This is a genomic window from uncultured Maribacter sp. (assembly GCF_963974015.1).
Taxonomy (GTDB): Bacteria; Bacteroidota; Bacteroidia; order Flavobacteriales; family Flavobacteriaceae; genus Maribacter.
This window is the reverse complement of sequence record NZ_CAXBBZ010000005.1, coordinates 1-24492: the sequence shown is the minus strand read 5'-3', so window position 1 is coordinate 24492 and position 24492 is coordinate 1. Positions and strand designations below refer to the sequence as shown.

General features: G+C 34.7%; 23 protein-coding genes, 1 tRNA gene and 1 pseudogene. 14 read left to right on the top strand and 11 right to left on the bottom strand.

Annotated features, from left to right (window positions below; translation table 11 throughout):
* Positions 1–94 precede the first annotated feature (94 nt).
* From AACZ41_RS09715 to AACZ41_RS09690, 6 genes are read right to left on the bottom strand one after another with little or no spacing between them, the layout of a single operon-like run.
* On the bottom strand, positions 95–1381 hold the full coding sequence (locus tag AACZ41_RS09715; protein WP_339628234.1) for a hemolysin family protein: 1287 nt from the start codon (positions 1379–1381) through the stop codon (positions 95–97).
* On the bottom strand, positions 1381–1590 hold the full coding sequence (locus AACZ41_RS09710; RefSeq protein WP_339628233.1) for a hypothetical protein: 210 nt from the start codon (positions 1588–1590) through the stop codon (positions 1381–1383). Before AACZ41_RS09710 ends, AACZ41_RS09715 begins: the two co-directional genes overlap by 1 nt.
* On the bottom strand, positions 1583–2185 hold the full coding sequence (lptC, locus tag AACZ41_RS09705; RefSeq protein ID WP_339628232.1) for an LPS export ABC transporter periplasmic protein LptC: 603 nt from the start codon (positions 2183–2185) through the stop codon (positions 1583–1585). The genes AACZ41_RS09710 and lptC overlap by 8 nt, the downstream gene beginning before the upstream one ends.
* A gap of 5 nt (positions 2186–2190) precedes the next feature.
* The gene (locus AACZ41_RS09700; RefSeq protein WP_339628230.1) at positions 2191–3564 is read right to left on the bottom strand and encodes a hypothetical protein; all 1374 of its coding nucleotides are present in this window, start codon (positions 3562–3564) and stop codon (positions 2191–2193) included.
* Between the two features lie 39 nt (positions 3565–3603).
* Positions 3604–4890: a hypothetical protein gene (locus tag AACZ41_RS09695; RefSeq protein WP_339628229.1), complete on the bottom strand. Its 1287-nt coding sequence runs from the start codon at positions 4888–4890 to the stop codon at positions 3604–3606.
* Complete coding sequence (locus AACZ41_RS09690) at positions 4891–5619, bottom strand: type III pantothenate kinase (protein WP_339628228.1); 729 nt, start codon at positions 5617–5619, stop codon at positions 4891–4893.
* 100 nt (positions 5620–5719) lie between these two features.
* Here AACZ41_RS09690 and AACZ41_RS09685 point away from each other — a divergent pair.
* The 3 genes from AACZ41_RS09685 to AACZ41_RS09675 all read left to right on the top strand — a co-directional run bounded on the left by AACZ41_RS09685 (position 5720) and on the right by AACZ41_RS09675 (position 8113).
* Positions 5720–5792 (top strand) — tRNA-Phe (locus AACZ41_RS09685).
* A 75-nt stretch (positions 5793–5867) separates the two neighbouring features.
* Positions 5868–6839 (top strand): phosphotransferase, encoded by a 972-nt coding sequence (locus AACZ41_RS09680; RefSeq protein ID WP_339628227.1) that lies wholly within the window; start codon positions 5868–5870, stop codon positions 6837–6839.
* Entirely contained in the window at positions 6836–8113 is a 1278-nt protein-coding gene (locus AACZ41_RS09675; RefSeq protein ID WP_339628225.1) for an ADP-ribosylglycohydrolase family protein, read from the top strand. Before AACZ41_RS09680 ends, AACZ41_RS09675 begins: the two co-directional genes overlap by 4 nt.
* Before the next feature lie 2 nt (positions 8114–8115).
* Here AACZ41_RS09675 and AACZ41_RS09670 read toward each other — a convergent pair whose 3' ends face one another.
* Positions 8116–9699, bottom strand: coding sequence for a glycoside hydrolase family 32 protein (locus tag AACZ41_RS09670; RefSeq protein WP_339628224.1), 1584 nt, complete (start codon positions 9697–9699; stop codon positions 8116–8118).
* 100 nt (positions 9700–9799) lie between these two features.
* On the opposite strand from AACZ41_RS09670, the gene AACZ41_RS09665 reads away from it, so the two are divergent.
* The 4 genes from AACZ41_RS09665 to AACZ41_RS09650 are packed head-to-tail and all read left to right on the top strand — an operon-like array spanning position 9800 to position 12524.
* Positions 9800–10261: a rhodanese-like domain-containing protein gene (locus tag AACZ41_RS09665; protein ID WP_339628223.1), complete on the top strand. Its 462-nt coding sequence runs from the start codon at positions 9800–9802 to the stop codon at positions 10259–10261.
* Between the two features lie 24 nt (positions 10262–10285).
* The gene (locus AACZ41_RS09660) at positions 10286–10963 is read left to right on the top strand and encodes a TIGR04282 family arsenosugar biosynthesis glycosyltransferase (RefSeq protein WP_339628221.1); all 678 of its coding nucleotides are present in this window, start codon (positions 10286–10288) and stop codon (positions 10961–10963) included.
* A complete protein-coding gene (locus tag AACZ41_RS09655; protein WP_339628220.1) occupies positions 10960–11775 on the top strand; it encodes a purine-nucleoside phosphorylase in 816 nt (271 codons plus the stop codon). Before AACZ41_RS09660 ends, AACZ41_RS09655 begins: the two co-directional genes overlap by 4 nt.
* 44 nt (positions 11776–11819) lie before the next feature.
* The gene (locus AACZ41_RS09650; protein ID WP_339628219.1) at positions 11820–12524 is read left to right on the top strand and encodes a TIGR04283 family arsenosugar biosynthesis glycosyltransferase; all 705 of its coding nucleotides are present in this window, start codon (positions 11820–11822) and stop codon (positions 12522–12524) included.
* Positions 12525–12527: 3 nt separating this feature from the next.
* Here the strand turns inward: AACZ41_RS09650 and AACZ41_RS09645 are convergent, their stop codons facing one another.
* The 3 genes from AACZ41_RS09645 to AACZ41_RS09635 form a co-directional block, all read right to left on the bottom strand.
* Positions 12528–13553, bottom strand: a complete 1026-nt coding sequence (locus AACZ41_RS09645; RefSeq protein WP_339628218.1) for an N-acetylmuramoyl-L-alanine amidase — start codon at positions 13551–13553, stop codon at positions 12528–12530.
* Positions 13554–13615: 62 nt separating this feature from the next.
* On the bottom strand, positions 13616–14623 hold the full coding sequence (locus AACZ41_RS09640) for a glycoside hydrolase (protein WP_339628216.1): 1008 nt from the start codon (positions 14621–14623) through the stop codon (positions 13616–13618).
* Between the two features lie 129 nt (positions 14624–14752).
* Positions 14753–15466: a DUF547 domain-containing protein gene (locus tag AACZ41_RS09635; protein ID WP_339628215.1), complete on the bottom strand. Its 714-nt coding sequence runs from the start codon at positions 15464–15466 to the stop codon at positions 14753–14755.
* A gap of 275 nt (positions 15467–15741) precedes the next feature.
* Between AACZ41_RS09635 and AACZ41_RS09630 the strand changes: the two genes are divergently transcribed.
* The 5 genes from AACZ41_RS09630 (at position 15742) to AACZ41_RS09610 (ending at position 21548) form a co-directional block, all read left to right on the top strand.
* A complete protein-coding gene (locus tag AACZ41_RS09630) occupies positions 15742–17088 on the top strand; it encodes an FAD/NAD(P)-binding oxidoreductase (protein WP_339628214.1) in 1347 nt (448 codons plus the stop codon).
* Positions 17089–17099: 11 nt separating this feature from the next.
* Complete coding sequence (locus AACZ41_RS09625) at positions 17100–18680, top strand: 4Fe-4S binding protein (protein ID WP_339628213.1); 1581 nt, start codon at positions 17100–17102, stop codon at positions 18678–18680.
* Between the two features lie 201 nt (positions 18681–18881).
* A complete protein-coding gene (locus tag AACZ41_RS09620; RefSeq protein ID WP_339628212.1) occupies positions 18882–19373 on the top strand; it encodes a hypothetical protein in 492 nt (163 codons plus the stop codon).
* Positions 19373–20062, top strand: a complete 690-nt coding sequence (locus tag AACZ41_RS09615; RefSeq protein WP_339628210.1) for a glycosyltransferase family 2 protein — start codon at positions 19373–19375, stop codon at positions 20060–20062. Before AACZ41_RS09620 ends, AACZ41_RS09615 begins: the two co-directional genes overlap by 1 nt.
* A gap of 1 nt (position 20063) precedes the next feature.
* On the top strand, positions 20064–21548 hold the full coding sequence (locus AACZ41_RS09610) for a cellulose synthase family protein (RefSeq protein ID WP_339628209.1): 1485 nt from the start codon (positions 20064–20066) through the stop codon (positions 21546–21548).
* An 893-nt stretch (positions 21549–22441) separates the two neighbouring features.
* On the opposite strand, the gene AACZ41_RS09605 is transcribed toward AACZ41_RS09610, so the two are convergent.
* A complete protein-coding gene (locus AACZ41_RS09605) occupies positions 22442–22945 on the bottom strand; it encodes a YqhA family protein (RefSeq protein WP_339628207.1) in 504 nt (167 codons plus the stop codon).
* 231 nt (positions 22946–23176) lie between these two features.
* Between AACZ41_RS09605 and AACZ41_RS09600 the strand changes: the two are divergent.
* Both AACZ41_RS09600 and AACZ41_RS09595 read left to right on the top strand, forming a co-directional pair.
* A pseudogene (locus AACZ41_RS09600) lies at positions 23177–23469 on the top strand (glycosyl transferase family 2); the annotation flags it as partial.
* 179 nt (positions 23470–23648) lie between these two features.
* Complete coding sequence (locus tag AACZ41_RS09595; RefSeq protein WP_339628206.1) at positions 23649–24359, top strand: DUF6090 family protein; 711 nt, start codon at positions 23649–23651, stop codon at positions 24357–24359.
* Positions 24360–24492: the final 133 nt, after the last annotated feature.

Sequence of the window (24492 nt, the reverse complement as noted above, 5' to 3'; positions counted from 1 at the left end):
AATAATCGTTTGTGGTTATTGGGAGGCAAAACTACCATTTTTAATTGAAATAATAAAAACTAAAAAGACACCTAATTTATTGGTCGATACACTGTTATTGTTCTTCTAAAAGTTCTATAGATACTAAATCAATTTTTGTGTTCGAAACTTCCAATACAATAAACTTGTAAGCCCCTATGGTTAACTCTACTTCTTTTTCTGGTATTTCCCCTAAAGTATGCACCAAAAGCCCCCCCAATGTTTCAAATTCATCCGAAACAGGAAGCTCTATCTTATAATTTTCATTTATATAATCTACCTCTAAACGAGCAGAAAAAAGGTAATGACGCTCATCTACACGTTCTTCACGTAAATCGGTAGTATCATGTTCATCTTCAATTTCACCGAAAAGCTCCTCTACAATATCTTCAACGGTAACTAAGCCAGAGGTACCGCCATATTCATCTAAGACTACCGCTATACTTTTTCGCTTCTTCATTAAAGTATTCAGTATATCTTGTATAAGCATTGTTTCTGGTACGAACTCAACAGGAAGTAAAATACTTTTTAAAGTCTTGGGTTTTTTGAAAAGCTCATAAGAATGCACATATCCAATAACATTGTCTACGGTATCATTGTAAATTAATATTTTCGAATATCCGGTTTCAGTGAAAATTTTAGCAAGATTTTTGGGAGTCTCATGCATTTCAACAGCCACAATCTCAGTTCTAGGAACCATAACTTCTCGAGCCTTAACAGCTGCAAATTCTAGAGCATTCTGAAAAATTTGAATTTCTGTATCTACATCGTCTTCCGCTTCAACAGTTTCCATCTGCTCAGTAATATAATCACCGAGTTCTAATTTGCTAAATGCTAATTGTACTTCATCACCTGAAGTGCGAAAAATATATTTTAAGATTAAATCTGAAATCCAGATTATGAAATCTGAAATAAATGAAAATAACAGATAGAAAATAAACGCAGGAATTGCTAATAATTTCAATAAGCTATTAGCATAAATCTGAAACATCACTTTCGGTAAAAACTCTGCTGTTATCAAAATGATAAAAGTGGAAATCAAAGTTTGGGTTAAAAGACTGAAATCTGTAATTAAAATCTTTAAGACAGTATTTTCAGGGGTCATGCCCGTAAACCAATTCATGAGAATTTCTCCCATAAAAAGACCATAAATAACTAAAGCTATATTGTTACCAATTAGCATTGTTGCAATAAACTTCGATGGTTTTTTGGTTAGCCTAGTGAGCACCATTGCTAAAAAGCCACCTTGCTTTTTCTCAATTTCGATATGTATTTTATTTGCAGAAATAAATGCAATCTCCATTCCTGAGAAAAATGCCGAAAAAACTAGTGAAAGTATAATGATAATACCAGCTGTACCCACTATTCTTTAGTATTATTATCTCGCTTACGCTGTTCAAACTTTTTTCTATAGCTTCTTCTAAACAAAAACATGCCAATAGAAACTACAGCAAAAAATATGAACAAATATGCCATACTTCGGTCCGTATTCCAATCGGTAAAAATTCTAAAAATAGAAAAACCCGCTACTAAAATATATAGGTATTCAGTATACCTTAAAATATTAATCATCCTTTTTTTCTTTTATCAACATTAGACCATAGGTTTTATGCGCATTCAAAAACTGAAGGTCCTTTTGAATATCCATACCCTCTCCATCCATCACCGTACCATCATCTGGGTTGGTAAATGTAAACTTCTCTTGTGTAAACGCCCATTCATTTGCACGGTCATAATACAACTGAGAGGTCTCTAGCTTTTTGCCATCATCTCCTTTTATCACTACATTTCCACGCAAATCTACAATAGAAGTTGCAGTATACAACACTCCGTAATCTGCTTCTATTGTTGTTTTTTCATTTTTTTCATTAAATATTTCCACTAATAAACCCTCTGGAAAGGTTTGATATGGAAATGAAAGCTGGTCGAAATCATTACGGATAGGACCCGATAAAATTGCAAGAACTTTAGAAGCACCTTGATCTTCAGAACCTAATTTTTCAGGGGACTCAGTATATGTAAGCACAAAATCTTCAACAACACCTCTAGGATAGATTTTTTTAGCAGCCTCATCACCCACTCTTTTATAATTATCCGTACAAGATAAAAAAAGCATTGCCATGGTACATACCATGGCAATGCCTCTATAATTGAAAATTTGTATCATTTTTACTATAACGATGGAACCTTTACACTACCACCTGCCCAACAAGAGAAGGTCACAGTTTTACCGGCCATACCTGAACTAAAGATCATTTCTTTAGTTGGTGCCTTAGCTTGGTAACTATTTGCTGCTTGACTTGCAGAACCACTTAAAGATGGATCCACTCTACCTGCTTTTCTTGCCATATCCGCAGCTTTCCAATAGATTGCTCTTTTTTCGAAAGTGGTACTACCACAATCATTTGCACTAGTTGCGTATAAGTTAGCAATCAATAAATAAGCACGACCATTAGACGGATTTGCATCAATAGCTTTCTGAGCGTAGTTACGTGCTGTAGACTTACTACCCTTTCTCTTGTTTATCACAGCAACTTTATAAGCAATCTTAGATTTCTTATCATTGTTTGTCTCTAAAGATAAAGCTTTATCAAAATCGGCAAGTGCACCTGCAGTATCGCCATTCTTCATTTTCAAAGTACCACCATATACATAGGCATCAGCAGATGGATCTAACTTTAATTGAGCTTCAAATAATTTCTGAAACATTGGGTCGTCAGTACATTCTTTGTTGAACATAAGGCCTACCGCTCTTTTCACCCAAACAACATCACCTTTTTTCTCTTCAAAACTCTTCTCATATAAAGGAATCAAGTTACTACAATCTGCTAAAGGACCTAATTTAGAATCGATACTACCCGCGATTTTACCATAAACCTCAGAATAAGAGTTATAAGATTTTAAACGAGACTTCTCTTTAGATGTCAACGTTCCTGCTTCTTCTTTTGGCAGAAGCTTAGAAATTTTACCAGTGATTTGTTCGTTTTCTAATTCAATCTTTTCTGTCACAGCATCATAAACATCAAAAACCTCTTGCAAATCTTTTCTACCAGCTTTATGTTCATCAACTAAACTAGAAAAATAGATATATAATGCCTTAGGGTTTGTAAAGTTTTCTTGATCCTTTGTAAAAGCCTCGCTCATCATGGCATACATTTCTGCATCATCAGCCATTTTATTATCATACTTCACCAATGCTTTATCGACCATGGTTTCAGCCATACTAGTCTTTGAGGCAAAATACTTCATTTTATTATCATAAAGACCCATCAAATCATTTGCGAATTTTTCTTTATCAGCACCTGTCGCTTTATCCAATTTATCCTTTAGAATACGTTCTCCATATACATAAATTGCATTATTTAATTGAGGACATGTTTCATAAACCATTTTCCATGGCTCATAAGCAGCATCATAATTTTTAACTTTTGCGTGTTCAGAAAAGATAGACAGATTCGTCATACATTCAGGGTTCTGAGCCTGTGCATTACTTACCCCCATCATCCCAAGGAACATTATTGCCGTGAAGTAAAGTTTCGATTTCATTTTTTCTCTTTTTAAAGTGGTTAATGTACTAAATTTTTATTAATTGATTTTTCTTTTCTGGAACCAACGATCGTTCAATGAAAGTCCAACATTTATTTTGAAATAACTTTCTTCTATTAAATTCGCCCTAGTCGTCCCTCTTCTTCCAAATTCAAATCCTAAATTAAGATTTGAGAAACTTCTACCCAGTGGTAAGCCTAATCCAAAAGTTATGCCAAAGTTATTGATATCAACATCATTGACTATCATTCCAGTCTTATCTAAACGCAAACCTGCTCTATAAGTTACTCGTTTTAAGTAACTTGTAAAAGAATCATGGTCAGGAGTAATAAAAGCACCTAAAGCAATTGAACTTGCATCATTATATTGTACACTATCTGCCCCAAGAAAAACATTTTCAAAGGAACTCATTGCTTGTAAACTATATTCAGCTCCTACAAACCATTTATAATCCTCACCATAACCAAGACCTAACGTAGTAGTTGTAGGTATTTTTAATTCTGTATATTTTAAATTTTGGGCATTTAAATTAACTTCAATTTCTTCAATATCACCCCCTGTAGCTACAGAAAACGAGCCTATTTGCCTATCGTTCGTAGACACCAAATTACCTTGAGTGTTTACACGTATAGATGAATGCAGCCTATATCTATCTTTTATTACAGGCGAATAATTTAAGGCATAATTGAAATCGAAACCATTTACCCTGGAACTACGTCTGTCGAAAGTTCCAAATTGAATACCATCAATTTGTTGTAGGCGCGAATTTTTTAAAGTACCATAGTTAAAATTAACAGTAGCTCCAATGCTTACATCTTTTAAAACCTCATATCCAACGGAATAAAAAACACGATTTAAACCACCTTCACCAGTGTAAATATTCGTCAACGAACCGCTTGAATTAGTTTGTTCGTTTATTAAATTATACCCAACAGAAGAATAAGGCATAATACCAAATCCCATTCCTAAACCTTTACCTAGACTAAACCCCAAAGCCAAATAATCTAAACTAGTTATTGAACTTTTCTCTTCCTCTGTAAAACTTTTAAGTCGATATTGTTTATTGGAAACCCCGGCAGTATAGGTAACAAGCCCTTCTTTATCCATTACCTCTAAACCTAATTTACCGTAAGCGGCAGGATTTTTTAAGTTTAGATGGATACTATCTGCATAAACGCCTATACCCCCCATCATTTGATTTTCTACCGTACTGGCATTCTTCAAATCACCGATTCCAAAAAAAGAATAGGGAGAAACAGTACCATCTTGAGCGTACATACCAATAGTGAATATGTATACAATTGCAATTACAATTTTTCTGATCATTTAGTGCTTGTTGTATTCTAGCAAATAATTAAGCCCTTTCAGGAGAAATTTAGAATCCGCAAATATGGTATTTTTTAATCGTTTAGACAAAAATAGTGCATCACCGCCTGTTAAAATAATTGTTAAATCTTCAAAACGTCTCTTATATAGGTCAATGACACCGTCAATTTCGAGAGTTACACCATTTATGACCCCACTGTGCATGCATTTCTCAGTAGTATTTCCAATATAATCCAAGAGCTCTTCTTTCTCCAACAAAGGCAACTTGGCCGTTTGATCATGCATAACATTGTATCTCATTTGCATTCCGGGAGATATGGCACCACCTAAATATTCATCAAAATCATTCAACATATCATAGGTAATACATGTTCCTGCATCTATTATTAAATTATTTTGGTGCGGATTAAAATAAAAAGCGGCCGTTGCAAGAGCCAAACGATCAACACCAAGAGTTTGAGGAGAGGCATAAGAGTTCTTAAACGGCACTTTTGAGGCATTCGAAAGCTCATGCACCTCGCAAAAAATAGCCAGAACCTTCATTTGTTCCTTAGAAAGTGCCCCAACACTAGAAATAATTGCAGATTCAATTTTCGGATAACTTTTGAAAATTATCTTTACTGCCGCTACAAAATCAGAGGTAGCAACAGACTCTAAATGAATGATTTCCGTCTTTTTAAATATTGCCAACTTTACACTAGTATTACCGGCATCAATGATTAAATTCATGTTACAAAGATTATAAATTAAAAAAACAATTCGCTTTTTTTATGAATTAGTTTGTAAATCCTAAAATTGAAATTATATTTGCAGCCGCTTATAGCGACATGGTGCCTTAGCTCAGTTGGTAGAGCAATGGACTGAAAATCCATGTGTCCCTGGTTCGATTCCTGGAGGCACCACAATAAATCCTTACTTAAACGGTAAGGATTTTTTTGTTTTAATACCTATCTTCATTTGATATACAAGAAAAGATTTTGATACAAATTAGTGAAGACAGCTCTTATAATTCTTTAGAAAACTATCTAACAAATAAACATTGGATAGAAGAAAATGAACGAATCACCAAGATCACCAAGGCTGGTGAAGGCAATATGAATGTGGTACTTCGTGTAACTACTGACATAAGCTCTATAGTTATAAAACAATCTAGACCATTCGTTCAGAAATACCAAGACATACCGGCCCCTGTAGAAAGAATTGTAGTCGAAAATTATTTCTACGAAGCAATTGGTAGCGGAGTCATCAAAGAAAATACTCCCACTATTATAGGATTTGACCCTGAATCTTACATTTTAGCGATGGAGGATATAGGTGATTGTGATGATATGAATTTAATTTATCACGAACGCACTATCAATACTGATCATTTTGAAAAACTTATTACCATAATCCATCAAATTCACAATACTGCGACAAAAAGCGATTTTCCTGCCAATATGAAAATGAGAGAGCTTAACCACCAGCATATTTTTGTTCTGCCTTTTCTTACGGATAACGGTTTCTCCTTAGACGATATTCAAATAGGGCTACAAGAACTATCGATGCCTTTTAAAGAAAATGAAGACCTTAAAAAGCAGGTATCCCTAATTGGCGAAAAATATTTATCGAAAGGAAATACGCTTTTACATGGAGATTACTATCCAGGAAGTTGGATGTCGAAAAATGACCATCTTTATATTATTGACCCAGAATTTGGGTTTATTGGTTTTCCCGAATTTGATCTTGGGGTAATGGCGGGGCACTTAATAATGGCAACTAACGACACCTCTTATATTGAAAAAATTGAAAAAACATATCCTACCGTTTTAGATTCAGAACTATTAAAAAAAATCACGGGCATTGAAATTATGCGAAGATTAATAGGTTTGGCACAATTACCCTTAAGCAGAACACTAGTCGAAAAAGAACAGTTATTACTCATGAGCAAAAACATGATACTATCATGAAATATGTATCTCTCCTTATCTTAGTTTGTATTGTTGGATGCAAAAATGAAAATAAAAAATTTGATATCCCCTCTCCAACCAACAGTACGTATGCTAGTGAAAAATTACAATTAGCAGATTCTGTTTATTATGACAAAGTGTTAGGTGCACTGGTAGGTTCGGCAATTGGTGATGCCATGGGAGCTTCTACAGAGATGTGGCACAGAAAGGATATTCAGCTTAGTTATGGATATATAAATGGATTAACACCTGCGGTACGAGAACAATCTCCCGAAGGAACTTGGGAGCATAATTTATTATCTGGAGCAACAACTGATGATACCCGTTGGAAAAGCTTGATGGTACATTATTTTAAAGCCAATAACAACACCATATCTCCAGATAATTTCGCACAGTACATCATCGAATATTACACCAGCCTAACAAAAGCATTAGCCAATAAAGATATTCAAACAAGTACGGATGCACTCGACACAAAAATTGAAAAAATAGATTGGATCAAGGAATGGGCAAGAGTGTCAATGGCCTACAAAAAAGACAACAATGCATATTTGCAAGCCCTAAACCGATTCTATGGTGGAGAAATGTCGTGCGCCGGACAATTATACACCCCAATGATCGGACTCATATCCAAATCCCCACTAGAGGCTTACCAAAAAGCATATGACTTAAGTCTTTTTGATATTGGCTACGCCAAAGATATTTCAGCTTTGGTTTCAACCATGACGCATATGGCATTGCGAACGGAAGATTTAGACTCGATAATGAACGCTTCTAAATTCATAGATCCTATTGGGTATGCAGATAGTAGATTAGTAGGTCGTATACCTACGGTAATTTTAGATGGTACGCAAAAAAACGTTCGACGCATAAACCAACTTGTTTTAATTGATTCTCTATTTCTAAAGGACTCTCTTATATTTAAAATACCTAAGGGATTTATTGGCTCAAAAAAAGATTGGGTACGTCAAGAAATGCTTTATCAAATATTGGAAAAGGATAAGCGCGGCATTGCATTACATTCCGCAGAAATTTGGCAAATACTAGTAACAGGCCTTGAATTTGGAAAAGGTGATTTTGTAAAAACGATGCAATTCATAATCAATTATGGTCGTGATAATGACACCGTTGCAGCAGTAGCCGGTATGATTTTAGGCGCGAAATTAGGCTATAAAGCACTTCCAAAAGAATTACGAGAAAAAGTACTTAAAGTCAATAAGGGAAATTTAGGCATAGACCTAGAAACTTTAGCAAAAGAAATGACGCAACAATAGGTCTAATCCCAAATACGCTGCATCTTACGCTCACTGAAATCGTTTATTTTCAATTCACCAATTGAATTATTCTCAAGGGTCAAAGCGGTATAGAACTGATTTGGAAATATTTGATTGGTCATCACATACTGCCCTCCGTTAATAAAAAGCTCTATAGAAGAATGATCTAAAAATATTCTTACCTCAATAGCTTCTTCTGGTAAATTCGACATATCCATCTTTTGCAAACCCCCAACAAATTTTTCACTAAAATCGGTTTTACCTGATTTCTCACGGTTAAAAACCACCATTTTGTTTTTTCTATCAATTCCTATTTCCAAGCTATCACCAACTTCGTTACTTAAATACATTTTCATATCAGGATTCTTGACCGTTAATCTAATTTCAGATTGATTACCATATTTCAACGGAATGACTTTCTTCTGATTATCCATTAACTGAAATTGAGTTACTGAATTAACTTTATCTTCTACTCCTTTCATATTGTCTAAGGGATAATTCACCAAGAAAATCTCATCTTCAATTTCACGTAATGTTAATTTTCTAGGCACTGTCATAGCACTTCGCCATTTTTCGGTTGGCGTATCTCTCGCATAATCCCAGTTACTCATCCACCCAATAAATATTCTTTCATTGTTCGGGGTATCGTTATAGGTAACTCCTGCATAATTATCTCTTCCTAAATCTATCCATCGAGATTCCGTTTGATCTGTTGTAAAAGTTGTTCCATCAAAATCACCAATAAAATATTGTGTACCACTACCTCCGTTCGGCGCACCTGGGTTAATACTTATTAAAAGCACCCATTTCTCTTTATCAGTTCCTTCAATTTTTAAAGGAAATAAATCAGGACATTCCCATACGCCCCCATGAGCGCCTCTATCTTTTCCAAACTCAGATACTTTTTCCCATTCCTTTAGATTCATTGAGTCCCATATTTGCAAATGGTCTCCCGCAACTAAAAGCATGGTCCAGTTTTGCTCTTTATCGTTCCAAAAAACTTTAGGATCCCGAAAATCCTTTATCCCATCATTACCGATAACAGGATTACCTTCATACTTCGTCCAACTATCTCCATCATCTAAACTGTATGCAATTCCTTGAGTTTGAAAATCCTTTTTACCAGACCGTTCTCCTTCCATGTTATGATACGTGAAAATCGCAACCATTGCCGGTTTTTCTATTGTACCGAAACCAGATGTATTTTCTTTATCGATTACGGCACTACCCGAAAAAATTAATCCGTTCTCATCAGGATAAAGTGCGATGGGCTTATGCTTCCATTTAATCAAATCTTCACTTACCGCATGACCCCAATGCATAGGGCCCCAAACAGTACTATCTGGATAATACTGATAGAACAAATGATATTTTCCGTTGGTATAAACAAGTCCGTTAGGATCATTCATCCATTTTTCTTCTGGGGTAAAATGAAACTGCGGCCGATATAATTCCGTATAATAGTCAGATGGTTCCGGTTCTGTGGTGTTTTCTTGAATTTTCACATCCTGTTTACAGCTAAAACCGAACATGATAAACATGACTAACACCGATTTAAAAAATACTTTTTGCAAAACTTTAACCATAAACTCGAATTTAAAACTATAACCCTTGGAAACTAAAAATAGTACCTTTGTAGCCATGAAGTTAATCAAATATCTGCAGGTTTTCAGTTTACTTTTCCTCATGTTCTTTTCAAACGTTGTAGTTGGGCAAGATGATATTGATCGCGCTTTAAAAACCTGGAACAAAGAAAGTATACCCTATATCTATCCTGAAAGTTTATCTATGTCAGATTCAATTCTGTTTTTAGATACTCGAGAAAAGGAAGAGTTTGATGTTAGCCATTTAAAGAATGCAATTTGGGTAGGTTATAAAGATTTTGACGAACAAAATATTCTTGAAATTATCCCTAACACTTCTCAACCCATTATAGTTTATTGCTCTATTGGTGTGCGTTCAGAAAATATTGGAGAAAAGTTGAAGAAGCTTGGTTACACCAAAGTACTTAATTTACACGGTGGTATTTTTGAATGGAAAAATAAAGGTGGCGAAGTATTTAACGACAAAGAAATAGCGACAGATAGTGTTCATTCGTTTAGCAAGCATTGGGGCAAGCTTTTACATGAAGGAATAAAGGTTTATTAGTTAGTACAAACAATAAAATTTAAATTGGGAATAATACAAGACAACAAAGCTGAGCGAGATGAAAAGGTAATTGATTTTACACTGGCAAGCTCTAATAATTTACTGTTGATTTTCACCAGAAATCCTGAGCTGGGTAAAGGAAAAAGGCGATTGGCGGCAACGGTTGGCGACGAGTCGGCCTTGAATATTTATCAATTTCTACTCAACCATACCGTTAAAATCACCCGTAATTTGTATGCTGAAAAGCTCGTATATTACTCTGAAGAGATTTGGGAGAATGATATTTGGGACAACAAACATTTTGGCAAGAAACTACAAAATGGTAACGATTTGGGCGCTCGTATGGCGAATGCTTTTCAAGAGGGATTTCAAAGCGATTATCAAAAAATCATAGTAATTGGCAGTGATATGTTCGATTTATCGCAGGAAGATATAGAACAAGCATTTAAAGCACTTGAATCTAATGATTTTGTAGTTGGGCCAGCAGAAGATGGGGGCTATTATTTACTTGGGATGAAAAATTATATACCGGAACTTTTCACAAACAAAGATTGGGGCACCGAAACGGTTTTAAAGGATACCCTTGCCGACCTTAAAGACAAGAAAACTGCTCTTTTAGAAACAAGAAACGACGTAGATTATTACGAGGACATAAAGGATATTGAAGCTTTTCAACCCTTTTTAAAACATATAAATTCATGATTAAAGAACAATTATTAGAATCTGTAGCATACCTTAAAAACAAAGGTTTTGACCAACCTGAAATAGGAATCGTATTAGGTACTGGATTAGGAAAATTGGTAGATAGCATCGAAGACCCTATAGATGCCCATTACAACCATATTCCATTTTTTCCTTTAGCAACCGTAGAGTTTCATACGGGTAAATTGGTATATGGCACCATTTCTGGCAAGAAAGTAGTGGTTATGCAAGGCCGATTTCATTTATATGAAGGCTATGATTTTTTAGATGTTACATACCCAATACGTGTTATGCATATGTTGGGCATTACCAAACTTTTCATTTCAAATGCAGCTGGTGCAGTTAACCTAAACTTCAAAAAAGGTGATATGATGTTGATCGAAGATCACATTAATCTGCAAGGTGGATCGCCATTGGCGTTTAAGAATGTAGGTGAGTATGGAGAGCGTTTTGCAGACATGTCTGAACCTTACGATTTAGACATGCGAAATAAATTATTAGCTATCGCCAAAGCCAACGATATTTCATTAAAAACCGGAGTCTATGCTTCGGTCGTAGGCCCCCAACTTGAAACGAAGGCAGAGTATAGAATGATTAAGCTAATAGGCGCAGACGCCGTTGGCATGAGTACCGTACCAGAAGTAATCGTAGCCAACCATTTATCGCTTCCTATTGTAGCTGTTTCAGTTTTAACCGACGAATGTGACCCAGATAATCTTAAGCCTGTAGACATTAGTGAAATTATTACCATAGCTGAAAAAACAGAACCTAAAATGGTAAAATTATTTCAAGAATTGATAAAGCAACTGTAAGTTAGGTCGTCATTTTACTACCATAAGAAAGCAAATAGGTGTTTATGAGCAGTTATCAGCCCACAATTAGTATCATTATTCCAGTATTGAACGAGGCCGATTATATCAAGAAGGTACTTTTCGCCATTTCAAAAAATGCGGGTTCTAATCTCATTAAAGAAATACTGGTCGTTGATGGCGGCAGCAGCGACGAAACAACTTCTATTGCGCGTGATTATGGTGCTATCGTAATTAATAGCAAAAAAGGGAGGGCAGCTCAAATGAATGTCGGTGCTGCAATAGCAACTGGAGAAATTCTTTATTTTTTACATGTAGATTCCTTACCACCAAAACACTTTGACTTGGCTATATTTAAAGCTTTTGAAGAAGGTCATGAAGTAGGTTGTTTTCAAATGCGCTTTAATAGTGACAGTAATTTTTTGAAGTTTTTTGCTTGGTGCACAAAAATCAACCATCAGATCTGTCGGGGCGGAGACCAATCTCTGTTTATCACCAACAAACTATTTCATGAGAATAACGGTTTTAATGAAAACTATATCATATATGAGGATAATGAGTTTATTGGCCGCATGTATAAATTAAAACCTTTCAAAATAATACCCGCAGCAGTAACAACCTCTGCTCGCCGCTATGAGGAATGTGGAATGTGGATGCTACAATGGCATTTCGGAATGATTCATTTTAAATATTATCTAGGGGCAAAACCCCAAGAATTACATCAATACTATTTGAAACATATTGCCATATAAATTTTATTCCTCTTCAAAATCTAACAACACCCCTTCACTAATCCATTTTGCCAATGCTTGGCGATTATCTGGATCGACGATTCTAACTTGATCCTTAGCATTACGAATATTACCGATTTCAATAAACGTCATTGCAGGGTGCGTTTTCTTAACCAAATAAAGCGAGGTTCTATCTTCAAAAGTACCTGCATAACTTCTATTGGGTTGATATTTTTTATACTTGGCATCGAAAGTAGTATGAATACTTTCTGCCAACTTTTTACCATTCTTACTATTTTCATGATAATAGAAAAACACATCTATATTTTGCCCCACACTTCTACTATCAACATGTGTAACTATTAAACGCTGATACCTACCCTTATTCGACCTGTAAAGGTCATTAACGATTTCTACCCGCTGTTTTAATCGTGCCACTTGGTTTAAAGGAATCGTTTTATTTGGATAGGCAACTTCATCATGGTCAATTTCAAGAACACGCTCATCTCTAATTCCGTCGTTCTGATCTTGTATAATAATATAAACCATTGCCCCATGAGCTAATAATTCTTTCGCCAAACGTAATGTAATATCATAGGCATATTCATCTTCCGATATAGTTTTACCTGCATAAACACCCATTGCACCAGGATCAGGACCACCATGACCAGAAACCAAATAATACACATTCCCATTTAGTCGTTCACTTTTGGCTATTACCGTCTTATGCTTATCACCGAAAATAGCAAAAGAAGCACTCTCTAACTTTTTAACATCAGTAGATTGTTTTTGTAACGAGTCTACTACTGGTACCTTTTCTAATTCGAACTTCGGAATCACATAGGTTTTACCAGCGATAAGATGCACACTATCTCTTAAATCATGATTATTCAATGCTATGAATTCATCAAAAATTTCATAAGGATTAACCCCTTGCTTTCTTAAAAGGGAAAGAATACCATCGCCAGGTTGGGCCGTTACTGTTTTCAACGATTCTTGACCAATTGTGACTTGAGTAATAAATACCAATAAAATTAAATACCTAAACATATGACAAGGGAAACAAAGTTTGTGCCATCTTTCGAAACAACTAACGGCCTGCAAAATTGAAACTATTCACCGTACTTTTTATAATTATCGCTGATTATTTTTAACGATGGTTTATTCTGAGGTGTAAATCTGTTATCATTTAAACCACCGGCCGCACCATGGTTTGGAAACCATTTCCAAACATAACCACCTGCAAACCATTTTTCTCCCCAAAACTCAGAGAAAATAGCTTCTTTACAATTCGCTTGAGATACCATATTAGGCCTTTCTTCAGTACGATCTACAAGCCAGGGTTTCTTAGCAGAATAGTCCATGCTTCTATATCCATATTCCGTGAAAAGAATTGGTTTTTGATTTTGATTTGACAACGCTGAAATCTTAGATTTCCAAGGTTGCCAACCGACTACAAGCTCATCAACTGATGGTGTTTTTGATTCTGATAACGGAAAATAGGCATCTACACCTATATAATCCAGTTGCTGCCAAAAGGGTACTCGGTCAAACTCATCCCAGTTCGCTGCATAGGTAAGTTTCCCCTTATATACTTGCCGTATTTCAGAAATTAATCCATTCCAATACGCTGGTCTATTATTCACAAATTGCTCTAATTCGGTACCTATACAAAACACATCAACTTTACTATCCTCCGCTAATTGAGCGAAAGTCATGATAAATTCACAGTATGATTCTTCTAATTGCTTCCAATGGTCTTCGCTATCCATTTTCAGAACTCCGGTAAAAACACCTTTAGAAATCCAGATTTGTGGCTTTATCATTACCGAAAGACCATTTTCATGTAGCATATCTATATATTGTTTTGCTCCGCTCTTCGTTTCACCAAACCATTGTCGTTCGGTATTGAATGTAATTTGCGGATTATTCACTTCTCTGATGAATCCAAAAGGCATTACAGCAGCACTATTTGCATTTACCTGCACTATAGCTTCCACTTGCTCTTGAACCACCTTTTCCCTCGAGGCAACAAAGCTCACCCCATTAATTTTCTTATTTACCTGGCCAAAACAAGAAAACGGAATGGCGAATAAAAATAAAAGACTTAATTTTTTCATTTTTAAATTCCTTAGTCCCCTAAAATTATATTATTTACAGCATGTTGCAATAGGGTACACACATAACTATATGTTAAGAAATACCAGCTAATCGTTAACCATCAATTGCCTATACAAGAAGTAATTCAACTATTTGGAATTTAAGGTCCAGTCGTATGGGTAAAAGCCAAATTCGACAGAAGCTGGTAATTTTGAAGTTTTAAATTTATTGATGAATGCAACTATACCCCCTGCCCTTTCGAAATCATCTTTATACCATTCAAAGATTTGCGAAACACTGACTTTATTACCCTCTACCCTAATAAAACTAGGATTGTTCATTGCTAAAACTGTTTGTCGTTGTAATTGAGTTTCGAACTTTTTTGGAATATACGCTTCATTTATTATCGGCGGACAACCTAATCCTGCACACACCAACACAAAATGAAATCGTGGTTCATTCGGAAATTTTGCCCGTAACAATTCATTTTCAATACCATTTAAAGTTATCATTTTACCACCGACACTATGTTTAGTTTTATCGAAAAATCCATCAACATCCAAGGGTGATTTTAATGGGTAGTTTTTAACGATACCATCTATCACAATAAGATTATAAGCATTGACCCAAAAGGTTTGGTAGTTCATAGGGTCTGATTCTGACACAGAAATATCCTTTGCTAAATCTAAAATAGTTTTCAAAGCTTCTGGATTTTCTTTAATCCCATTATACTTAACCCGACCATCTACGATATTAGCTTTTAAAAAACTATCGGTTCCGTTAAAAAACGTATTCAATTCTTGCGCTGATGAACCGGTCACAATCAATAAGAAAAATAGTATTTGTATGATATGTCGTTTCATGAAACTTTAAAATTAGTATTGATATCGAGTTGATTTAAGTCGTGCTTTGAATCACAACCATACACTTAAATTTATTTCATATACTTTTTTAATAAACTTCAATTAAACAATACACTGATTATGTGATTACCAATAACCCGTTTAAAGATGATTAAAACGTAAAATACGTTAAAAAAAGCTACTGTCACATCATGTGTTTATAATCTTTCTAAATAAAAATGTAGCTGTTAAGTTATTACCTTTAATACCGACACAAGGACCAACAAAAGCATTATATGAATCATATTGTAATTATAGGCAATGGCATTTCTGGGGTTACTTTAGCCAGACATGTGCGAAAGCTATCAGAAAATAAAATCACCATTATATCTGCAGAAAGCGATTATTTTTTCTCCCGTACCGCATTGATGTATGTCTACATGGGCCATATGAAATTTGAACATACTCAGCCATATGAAAATTGGTTTTGGAAAAAAAACAGAATCGATTTAGTTAATGGCTTTGTAGAAAAAGTAGCAACTGATTCAAAAAAACTAATTCTAAAAGATGGCTCTACCATTACTTATGATAAGCTGGTAATTGCAACAGGATCAAAACCGAATAAATTTGGCTGGCCAGGTCAAGATTTAAAAGGTGTTCAAGGACTTTATTCAAAACAAGACCTAGAATTACTTGAAAAAAATGCTCCTAATGATGAGGTTTGTAACCGAGCTGTTATTGTTGGGGGTGGACTCATTGGTATTGAAATGGCAGAAATGCTTCGTTCTCGAAAAATACCGGTAACATTTCTTGTACGTGAAAAAAGTTTTTGGAACGGAGTCTTACCATCAGGAGAATCTGCTATGATTAACGAGCACATTTTAGAACATCATATCGATTTACGTTTAGACACCAATCTAGAAGAAATTATATCTGATCAAAACGGAAGAGCAAGAGCTGTAGTAACTGATAAAGGCGAAACAATAAAATGTAATGTTGTAGGGTTAACCGCTGGCGTCTCTCCTAATATTGATTTTCTAAAAAAATCTGGCATCGAATTAGGAAGAGGCGTAAAAGTCAACCGATTTTTAGAGACTAACGCCAAAGATGTTTATGCTATTGGTGATTGTGCAGAACAACATGAAGGCATTGGCAGTAGAAGACCTATTGAAGCGGTGTGGTACACTGGTCGTATGATGGGGGAAGCTTTGGCCCAAACCCTATGTGACAATCCTAGAGAATATAATCCTGGACACTGGTTTAATTCTGCCAAATTTTTAGATATAGAATACCAAACATATGGTTGGGTATTTAGCGAGCGAAGTAAAGAAGATTACGAGCATCATTTTCATTGGAGACATTCAAAAGAAAAAATCTGTATCACCATTGCATATCATAAAGACACGATGAAATTCTTAGGCATCAACACCTTCGGTATTCGAATGCGGCATGAGATTTTGGACCAATGGCTTACAGAAAACAAAGATGTAGACTATGTTATGACTTACCTCAAAGATGCAAATTTCGACCCTGAGTTTTATAAACTATATGATTCAGAAATCGTTAAGAAATACAATACAGACTTCAATAAAAATATACGTCTAGAAAAGAAAAGTTGGAAACGAATTTTTAGCAAAGCTTAACGCACAAAAAAATGAAAGTACTTCAAAATATAGGAATGATTATTTTTTTGGTAGGTCTAAGCACATTTGCTGCCTTACCACTTCTTGGAACGTTCAAAGTCGACAAAACCATCGTTCAAGAAATAGTATCGGACAATTCAATTAAAAGTGAGTTATTCATTCAAGATTTAGAAACCAAAATACAGGGCAAAGAATTTAATGGTGTTCAGAGCTTATCTCCAATAATTGTTTCTGCCGTGGATAATGCCAATGCGACGCACAGAAAAAATAAAGAGTATAAAAAAATTATTTATACAAAGGGTAGAGATATGGCAGGGTCTATTGCCAAAAAATCCGGAGTAGGCTTTATAGCAGAAAACAAAGGGCTAATGTGGTTCATAACCTTTGGATTGGGTATTATCGGCGCCCTACTTTTCATTATTCCCCAAGTAGTTCTTTTGGGACCTAAAGGAATTAAAAATGACGGAATTTATCATCAGAGCTCCACCAATAGAGGTTGGATCGCTTGGCTGGTCTTTATCTTCTTGGTTTCATTTTACTTGATCTTATATTTCCGTCCAGAATACGCAACCAATTGGACCTACTTAGTAGACCCAATTAGCGAAAGTTTAAGCGGCAACCCAGCCGGTCATTGGTTCGTGTATGGCTTTATGTATTGTGTTGTAATGTCGGTTATGGCCGTACGTATGTACATAAAATACCGCCACAACATATACCAAGTAGTAAGAACAACATCTGTACTATTCTTTCAGATTGTATTCGCCTTTCTTATTCCAGAAATCATGGTGCGTTTACAAATGCCCTACTATGATTTTAAAAATGCTTTCCCCTTGGATTATGACTTCTTTTTTCAATGGAATTTAAAGACGCTTTTAAATAGTGGTAGCATCGGTATTTTCATCCTTTTTTGGGGGGTGGTTTTAACCTTGGTAATTGTTCCTGTAATGGTATACTTCTTTGGAAAACGATGGTACTGTTCTTGGGTTTGCGGTTGTGGCGGCCTAGCTGAAACATTAGGTGACCCCTACAGACAACATTCAGATAAATCTCTTTTCGCATGGAAAGTTGAACGTTGGTTAATTCACGGAGTACTTCTTTTTGCCGTTGTAATGACAGGTATGACACTTTATAGTTTCTTCTCAGAAACGGGTACTGTTTTAGGTATTAAGACCCAAAGTGTACAAAATGTATATAGCCTAGCAATAGGATCTATTTTTGCAGGGGTTATTGGTACCGGTTTTTATCCGATTTTTGGTAATAGGGTATGGTGTAGGTTTGGTTGCCCATTAGCCGCATATTTAGGATTTGTACAACGATTTAAATCGCGCTTTAGAATTACCACAAATGGTGGCCAATGTATTTCATGTGGTAATTGTTCTACCTATTGCGAACAAGGTATCGATGTTAGGGCTTATGCCCAAAAGGGTGAAAATATAGTTCGTTCTAGCTGCGTAGGTTGCGGTGTATGTTCTGCTGTTTGCCCTAGAGGGGTACTTAAATTAGAAAATGGTCCTGAAGAAGGCCGTATCAATCCTACAGAAGTTTTATTAGGCAACGATATAGACCTTATGGATTTGGTCAATAAAAAATAGATGCTCAAATGAAGTTGGCAATTTCTAAAATCAGTATTAGTGACTTAAATCAATGATTATCGATACCTATCAATCTTAATCTAAAATACAAACAAAGCATAAAAACGATAATCAACGGTACAAATTCACTATCAAAGTATTTTAACCGATCTTTGACAACCAAGTTTAGTCCAAATTCATTAATTGGTAAAAAGATTGAACATGAAGCCATTAATATTCGTTTACGCCATTCTAATCAGCTTTGTCTTTTTAGCTTTTACAAGTTCTGAAGACAAACGCTATGAACGCACCTTTTATGAAGATGGTACTTTGGCAAGCGAAGGGTGGATGCGTTTTAATGTAAAGACCGATTACTGGTCGTTTTATCATACGAATGGTAAAATAGCCGAGAAAGGCTTTTTTACTTATGGTAAGAAAGAAAAATATTGGTTTTTCTATGATGAAAATCGAATTCGTACTAAAGAAGGTAAGTATGTCAAAAATAAGCAGGAAGGCTGGTGGTTATTTTATGACAAGAAAGGTCAAATAAATCATAAATGTCAATTAAATAATGGACTTGAAAATGGTTATTGTTTGAAATACAAAAATTCGAAAATGATTTCTGCAGAAAAATATAGTAACGGTAAAAAGATTAAAGAATGGTCGAGATTCGAAGACTTTACTCGTGAAAACAATTTATCAGATTTAAAATAATGGCCGATATAAAAGTAATTATTCCGGCTTTTAACGAAGCAGATTCGATTGCACATGTCATCAACGAACTCCCGAAAACGGTATCCGAGGTTATTGTTGTTAATAATAATTCCACCGATGATACGGTAAAAAATGCCGAAGCCGCTGGTGCTACCGTGCTTACAGAAACGAACAAAGGGTATGGGTATGCCTGTCTTCATGGTTTAAAATATGTAGCATCGAAATCCAAACAGCCCGATATTATCGTATTTATCGATGGAGACTATTCTGATTATCCTGAGGAATTGGATAAGGTGGTTGCTCCTATTTTAAAAGATGATATTGATTTTGTTGTAGGGGCCAGAAGAAAAAACTTGCGTGAAGAAGGGTCAATGACTCCACAGCAAGTGTTCGGCAACTGGTTGGCTACATTTCTAATGCGATTATTTTTTGGCGCAAAGTTTACTGATTTAGGCCCTTTTAGAGCCATTAAGTACAAAAAGCTCAAAGAATTGAACATGGAAGACAAAACCTATGGTTGGACAGTGGAAATGCAATTGAAAATTCTTAAAAATAAAATGACATATACCGAAGTACCAGTACGTTACAAACGAAGAATAGGTGTCTCAAAAGTTTCAGGAACCGTAAAAGGTAGTATATTTGCAGGCATAAAAATTTTGGGGTGGATCTTCAAATACAGTATAAAATAATATGGAATTAGCACTAGCGTATTTTATTATAGCAATTTATAGTTTATCATTACTATTGATTTTCTTTTATAGCTTGGCGCAGCTAAATCTTTTATTCAACTATTTGTCTCAAAAAAGACAGAACCAAACCGCTCCTAAATTTAATCTTCTAGATCCAAAGGAAATTCCGTTCGTAACCATTCAACTTCCTGTTTTTAATGAGGAGTATGTAATGGACCGTTTATTGGAGAATATCGCCAAAATAGAATACCCAAAAAGCAAATTGGAAATTCAGGTGTTAGATGATTCTACTGATGATACCGTAATTGCTACTGCCGCCACCATTGCTAAATTACAAGAGACCGGTTTAGATATTCAGCATATTCGCAGAACAGATAGATCTGGCTTTAAAGCAGGTGCACTAAAAGAAGGATTAAAAATAGCAAAGGGCGAATTCATCGCCATTTTTGATGCTGATTTTCTGCCAGCTTCAGATTGGTTAAAGAAAACCGTTATTTATTTTAAAGATGAAGAAATAGGAGTGGTACAGACCCGTTGGGGCCATTTAAACCGCGACTATTCAACGTTAACGAAAATACAGGCATTTGCCTTAGACGCCCACTTTACATTAGAACAAGTAGGTCGTAATAGCAAAGGACATTTCATTAACTTTAATGGTACCGCAGGTATCTGGCGTAAAGAATGTATCATTGACGCTGGTAACTGGGAAGGCGATACGCTAACAGAAGATTTAGACCTAAGTTACCGTGCACAATTAAAGAACTGGAAATTCAAATATTTAGAAGACGTGGAAACTCCTGCAGAGCTACCTGTAGTTATCAGTGCCGCACGTTCACAACAATTTCGATGGAACAAAGGTGGCGCAGAGAACTTTAGAAAAACCGTTTGGAGTGTTGTAAGAGCCAAGAACATACCATTTAAAACAAAATTTCATGGGGTTATGCATTTGCTGAACAGCTCTATGTTCTTATGTGTATTCTTAGTAGCAATATTAAGCATACCCTCTTTATATATTAAGAACACCTATGGGCACCTAGACTGGGTTTTCTCTCTTTTAAGTTTGTTCGCCATTAGTACGATCATTTTATTTGTCTGTTATTGGTTTACCTACAAGAGCATTCAAGGTAGCGGCTTTAACAACTTTGTAGATTACATAAGAATATTCTTTACATTTTTCTCGGTAGCCTTAGGTTTCTCTTTACATAACACCATTGCTGTAATAGAAGGCCACATGGGTAAGCGAAGTGAATTTGTTCGTACACCAAAATTCAACATCAGTACGTTAAAGCAAAGTTGGAAAGGAAATAAGTACTTGGCTAAAAAATTGTCTCCGAATATTATATTGGAATTCGCCTTAATGATTTATTTCATGTTCGGTATGTACAGCGCTATACCTTTAAATGATTTTGGATTGTTTCCTTTTCATTTTATGTTATTCTTGGGCTTTGGGTTTGTATTCTTCAAATCATTGACCTCAAGAGCTTAGAACTACAGTTGTAAAATATTCAGCAAAGGGATGGTCGATGGCTATCCCTTTTTTATTTTACTTCAATTCTACAAAATTGTTTTAATTACCGGTAAAATAGGAATATGCGTAGTTGTTCTTATTTATGGCAAATTTGATAAAATTATATTTATGGACAAAATATTGAACATTTTAGGACTTAAAAAAAAAGCATGAAAATTAAGTTAAATGTTTGAAAAGAAGAGTTTATCAAACTTATGGCTGAGAAAATAGATCATTCTATATAAAAATACCTCGTCAGAAAAACAAAATGAAATTGATGCATCAAAATTTCTTTTTAAGGTTGTAGATTATGTAACTAAAATACTTAAAGTTGAAGTTAACACGTTGCCAACAAGAAAGGTAATTTATATCATAATGACATAACAAAGATATTGATGCTTTGGTATTTGGTCAAAATAAAGTGGTAATATGGTCTAATGCAAGAAATCTCCTGAAGCCAAGTACCGATATTTTTGGCGTAATCAGAAATTTTTTTAGCATTTATGGTTCTTGTTAAATATGGGTGTTATACATGTGTGTAAAAGTGAATCATTAGCCAAAAGTTTCAATAAAAATCAATTATAAGTGAATGCGCTCAAGAACTTGTGACACTTTTAAATTTAAAGGATGTATTCATAAGTAAATGGAAGTTATGATATTATTTCAAGTAACTTTCAGTTCTAGCGTAAGTTTGTAACTAGCATCTCTATAGATTGCCACTTGTCAGCTGTTCAAACTTCATCAATACCATTTCCTACTACTCAAAATGGCGAGTTATAAATTCTTTTTATTTCTTGAACAAAGTTAGATTCGCCAAAATTGCACGAAGAGAACACTTGTTGCCTATTTGGTCGTAATTCCAATAAATCTTTTTACTTATGCTTTGTTTTATTTTTTAGAGAAATACTAAACCAAATTAGAACTGCCATGATTCCAATAATTACACACCCAAAATTTAGTATTTTTTCATGATCATCATATTCCACTATCTTTTGCAGTAAAAAAGTTGCTAGAAATAATACAATCATTTTTGCGATGTGTTGCTTAAGATCGTTGATATTGTCAATTTCCATCCAAGTATAACCTTCAAAAGGTCCAATAAACAACTTATACAAACCAATAGCTAAAATATAAACAACTATAGCTAATAAATAAATATCAATAATACTTAAAATTCCAGTTGACACTATGTTCATGTTAATATCATCTAAATTCTTAATGCCAAGAACAAAAATATCTTTAATAATAATAACAAGTTTGTGTATTCCGATTAATATTAAGATGCCCATAGAAATAAAAAGCACGATAACTGAAGTAAAAGAAAACCACTTCGTACTCCTTAAAAACCTCTTTAATCCGATCTTAACATTTTTCAAAATATAATTTTTTAAAAATAAAGTAATGGTAAAAAACTGAATTGTAAAATGATATAGATCACCCTCAATTCACTCATTGGCGTAAGTATACTTTTGTACTAACAGTTTACTCCCGTTGATCAAACGATATAAATTATCACAAATAATATTTGTTTTAAAATTTATGTTACTAGCATAAAATTATCTTCCCCATGTTCAATAAATACAAATACTACCGAATTTGAATGAATATATTCTTTACATAACACCATTGCTGTAATAGAAGGCTACATGGGTAAGCAAAGTGAATTTGTTCGTACACCAAAATTCAACAACAGTACGTTGAAGCAAAGTTGGAAAGGAAATAAGTACTTGGCTAAAAAATTGTCTCCGAATATGGTATTGGAATTCGCCTTAATAATCTATTTCATGTTCGGTATGCACAGCGCTATACCTTTAAATGATTTTGGATTGTTTCCTTTTCCTTTTATGTTATTCTTGGGTTTTGGTTTGTATTCTTCAAATCATTGATCTCAAGAGCTTAGAACGACAGTTATAAAATATTCAGAAAAGGGATGGTCGATGACTATCCCTTTTTTATTTTACGTCAATTCTACAAGATTGTTTAAATTACTGTAAAATAGAAATAGATGTAGTTGTGCTTCATTAAACCAACCATTAACCAATGATAAAATTCTTTCGAAAAATTAGACAAAACCTGCTGATGGAAAACAGGACTGGAAAGTACTTTAAATATGCGATTGGAGAAATAGTACTTGTGGTCATTGGTATTTTGATTGCATTACAGCTCAATAACTGGAATGACACGGTAAAAGAAAGATCCGTAGAAATCAAAATTTTACAAGAAATATTAAGCAATCTAGAACATGATTTGGTCGAAATACGTTCCGATATAGAATCAATGGATAGCATCAACAAGGCTACTAAAGACATTAACCGATTTATGAAGACTGATTCTATCCCATCTGAGACATTCTTCTATGATGTGGCGAAAATTCGTGTGAACCCCCATTTTGACCCTAATAAAAGTGGTTATAATCTTTTGGTTTCAAAGGGAGTTGAAATTATTTTAAATGATAGTTTAAGAGGATCTCTTTCACTGCTTTATGAATCCCTGTATCCCTACTATTACAGGTATGAAGAAGAACGCACTCAATTTAAATTACAAGAAATAAATCCTTCGTTATTGCAATATTTCGAATGGCACGCTCGCCCAGAATTACAATTTTTTGGCCATTATCAGATTAGTTCAATGGACTATTTAATGATTAAAAAAGATGCTGATTTCTCCAAGTTACTTTATGCAATTGCTTTCGATAATACACTTGTACAAAATCGCGCACATCGAGTTGAACGTGGGATAGAATCCCTGATCTTTGAAATTGAAAATGAGTTGAAGACTAAGGTAGAATAATGATTTTTTTTTAATAAAAAATATCAAAAGTACAGCGCATTTTTACACGCTACGTTTCATATACAAACCGTTGGCAAACATTAGGTACGATATACAAACATCCTTTACAGAGTTATAGAAACATCGTTTACAC

What these genes read in the sequence shown, in the direction of transcription:
- AACZ41_RS09710 (WP_339628233.1), bottom strand. Translation starts at nt 1,590, where the DNA reads ATGATTAATATTTTAAGGTATACTGAATACCTATATATTTTAGTAGCG.
- lptC (WP_339628232.1), bottom strand. Translation starts at nt 2,185, where the DNA reads ATGATACAAATTTTCAATTATAGAGGCATTGCCATGGTATGTACCATG.
- AACZ41_RS09700 (WP_339628230.1), bottom strand. Translation starts at nt 3,564, where the DNA reads ATGAAATCGAAACTTTACTTCACGGCAATAATGTTCCTTGGGATGATG.
- AACZ41_RS09695 (WP_339628229.1), bottom strand. Translation starts at nt 4,890, where the DNA reads ATGATCAGAAAAATTGTAATTGCAATTGTATACATATTCACTATTGGT.
- AACZ41_RS09690 (WP_339628228.1), bottom strand. Translation starts at nt 5,619, where the DNA reads ATGAATTTAATCATTGATGCCGGTAATACTAGTGTAAAGTTGGCAATA.
- AACZ41_RS09675 (WP_339628225.1), top strand. Translation starts at nt 6,836, where the DNA reads ATGAAATATGTATCTCTCCTTATCTTAGTTTGTATTGTTGGATGCAAA.
- AACZ41_RS09670 (WP_339628224.1), bottom strand. Translation starts at nt 9,699, where the DNA reads ATGGTTAAAGTTTTGCAAAAAGTATTTTTTAAATCGGTGTTAGTCATG.
- AACZ41_RS09665 (WP_339628223.1), top strand. Translation starts at nt 9,800, where the DNA reads ATGTTCTTTTCAAACGTTGTAGTTGGGCAAGATGATATTGATCGCGCT.
- AACZ41_RS09655 (WP_339628220.1), top strand. Translation starts at nt 10,960, where the DNA reads ATGATTAAAGAACAATTATTAGAATCTGTAGCATACCTTAAAAACAAA.
- AACZ41_RS09650 (WP_339628219.1), top strand. Translation starts at nt 11,820, where the DNA reads ATGAGCAGTTATCAGCCCACAATTAGTATCATTATTCCAGTATTGAAC.
- AACZ41_RS09645 (WP_339628218.1), bottom strand. Translation starts at nt 13,553, where the DNA reads ATGTTTAGGTATTTAATTTTATTGGTATTTATTACTCAAGTCACAATT.
- AACZ41_RS09640 (WP_339628216.1), bottom strand. Translation starts at nt 14,623, where the DNA reads ATGAAAAAATTAAGTCTTTTATTTTTATTCGCCATTCCGTTTTCTTGT.
- AACZ41_RS09635 (WP_339628215.1), bottom strand. Translation starts at nt 15,466, where the DNA reads ATGAAACGACATATCATACAAATACTATTTTTCTTATTGATTGTGACC.
- AACZ41_RS09630 (WP_339628214.1), top strand. Translation starts at nt 15,742, where the DNA reads ATGAATCATATTGTAATTATAGGCAATGGCATTTCTGGGGTTACTTTA.
- AACZ41_RS09625 (WP_339628213.1), top strand. Translation starts at nt 17,100, where the DNA reads ATGAAAGTACTTCAAAATATAGGAATGATTATTTTTTTGGTAGGTCTA.
- AACZ41_RS09620 (WP_339628212.1), top strand. Translation starts at nt 18,882, where the DNA reads ATGAAGCCATTAATATTCGTTTACGCCATTCTAATCAGCTTTGTCTTT.
- AACZ41_RS09615 (WP_339628210.1), top strand. Translation starts at nt 19,373, where the DNA reads ATGGCCGATATAAAAGTAATTATTCCGGCTTTTAACGAAGCAGATTCG.
- AACZ41_RS09610 (WP_339628209.1), top strand. Translation starts at nt 20,064, where the DNA reads ATGGAATTAGCACTAGCGTATTTTATTATAGCAATTTATAGTTTATCA.
- AACZ41_RS09595 (WP_339628206.1), top strand. Translation starts at nt 23,649, where the DNA reads ATGGAAAACAGGACTGGAAAGTACTTTAAATATGCGATTGGAGAAATA.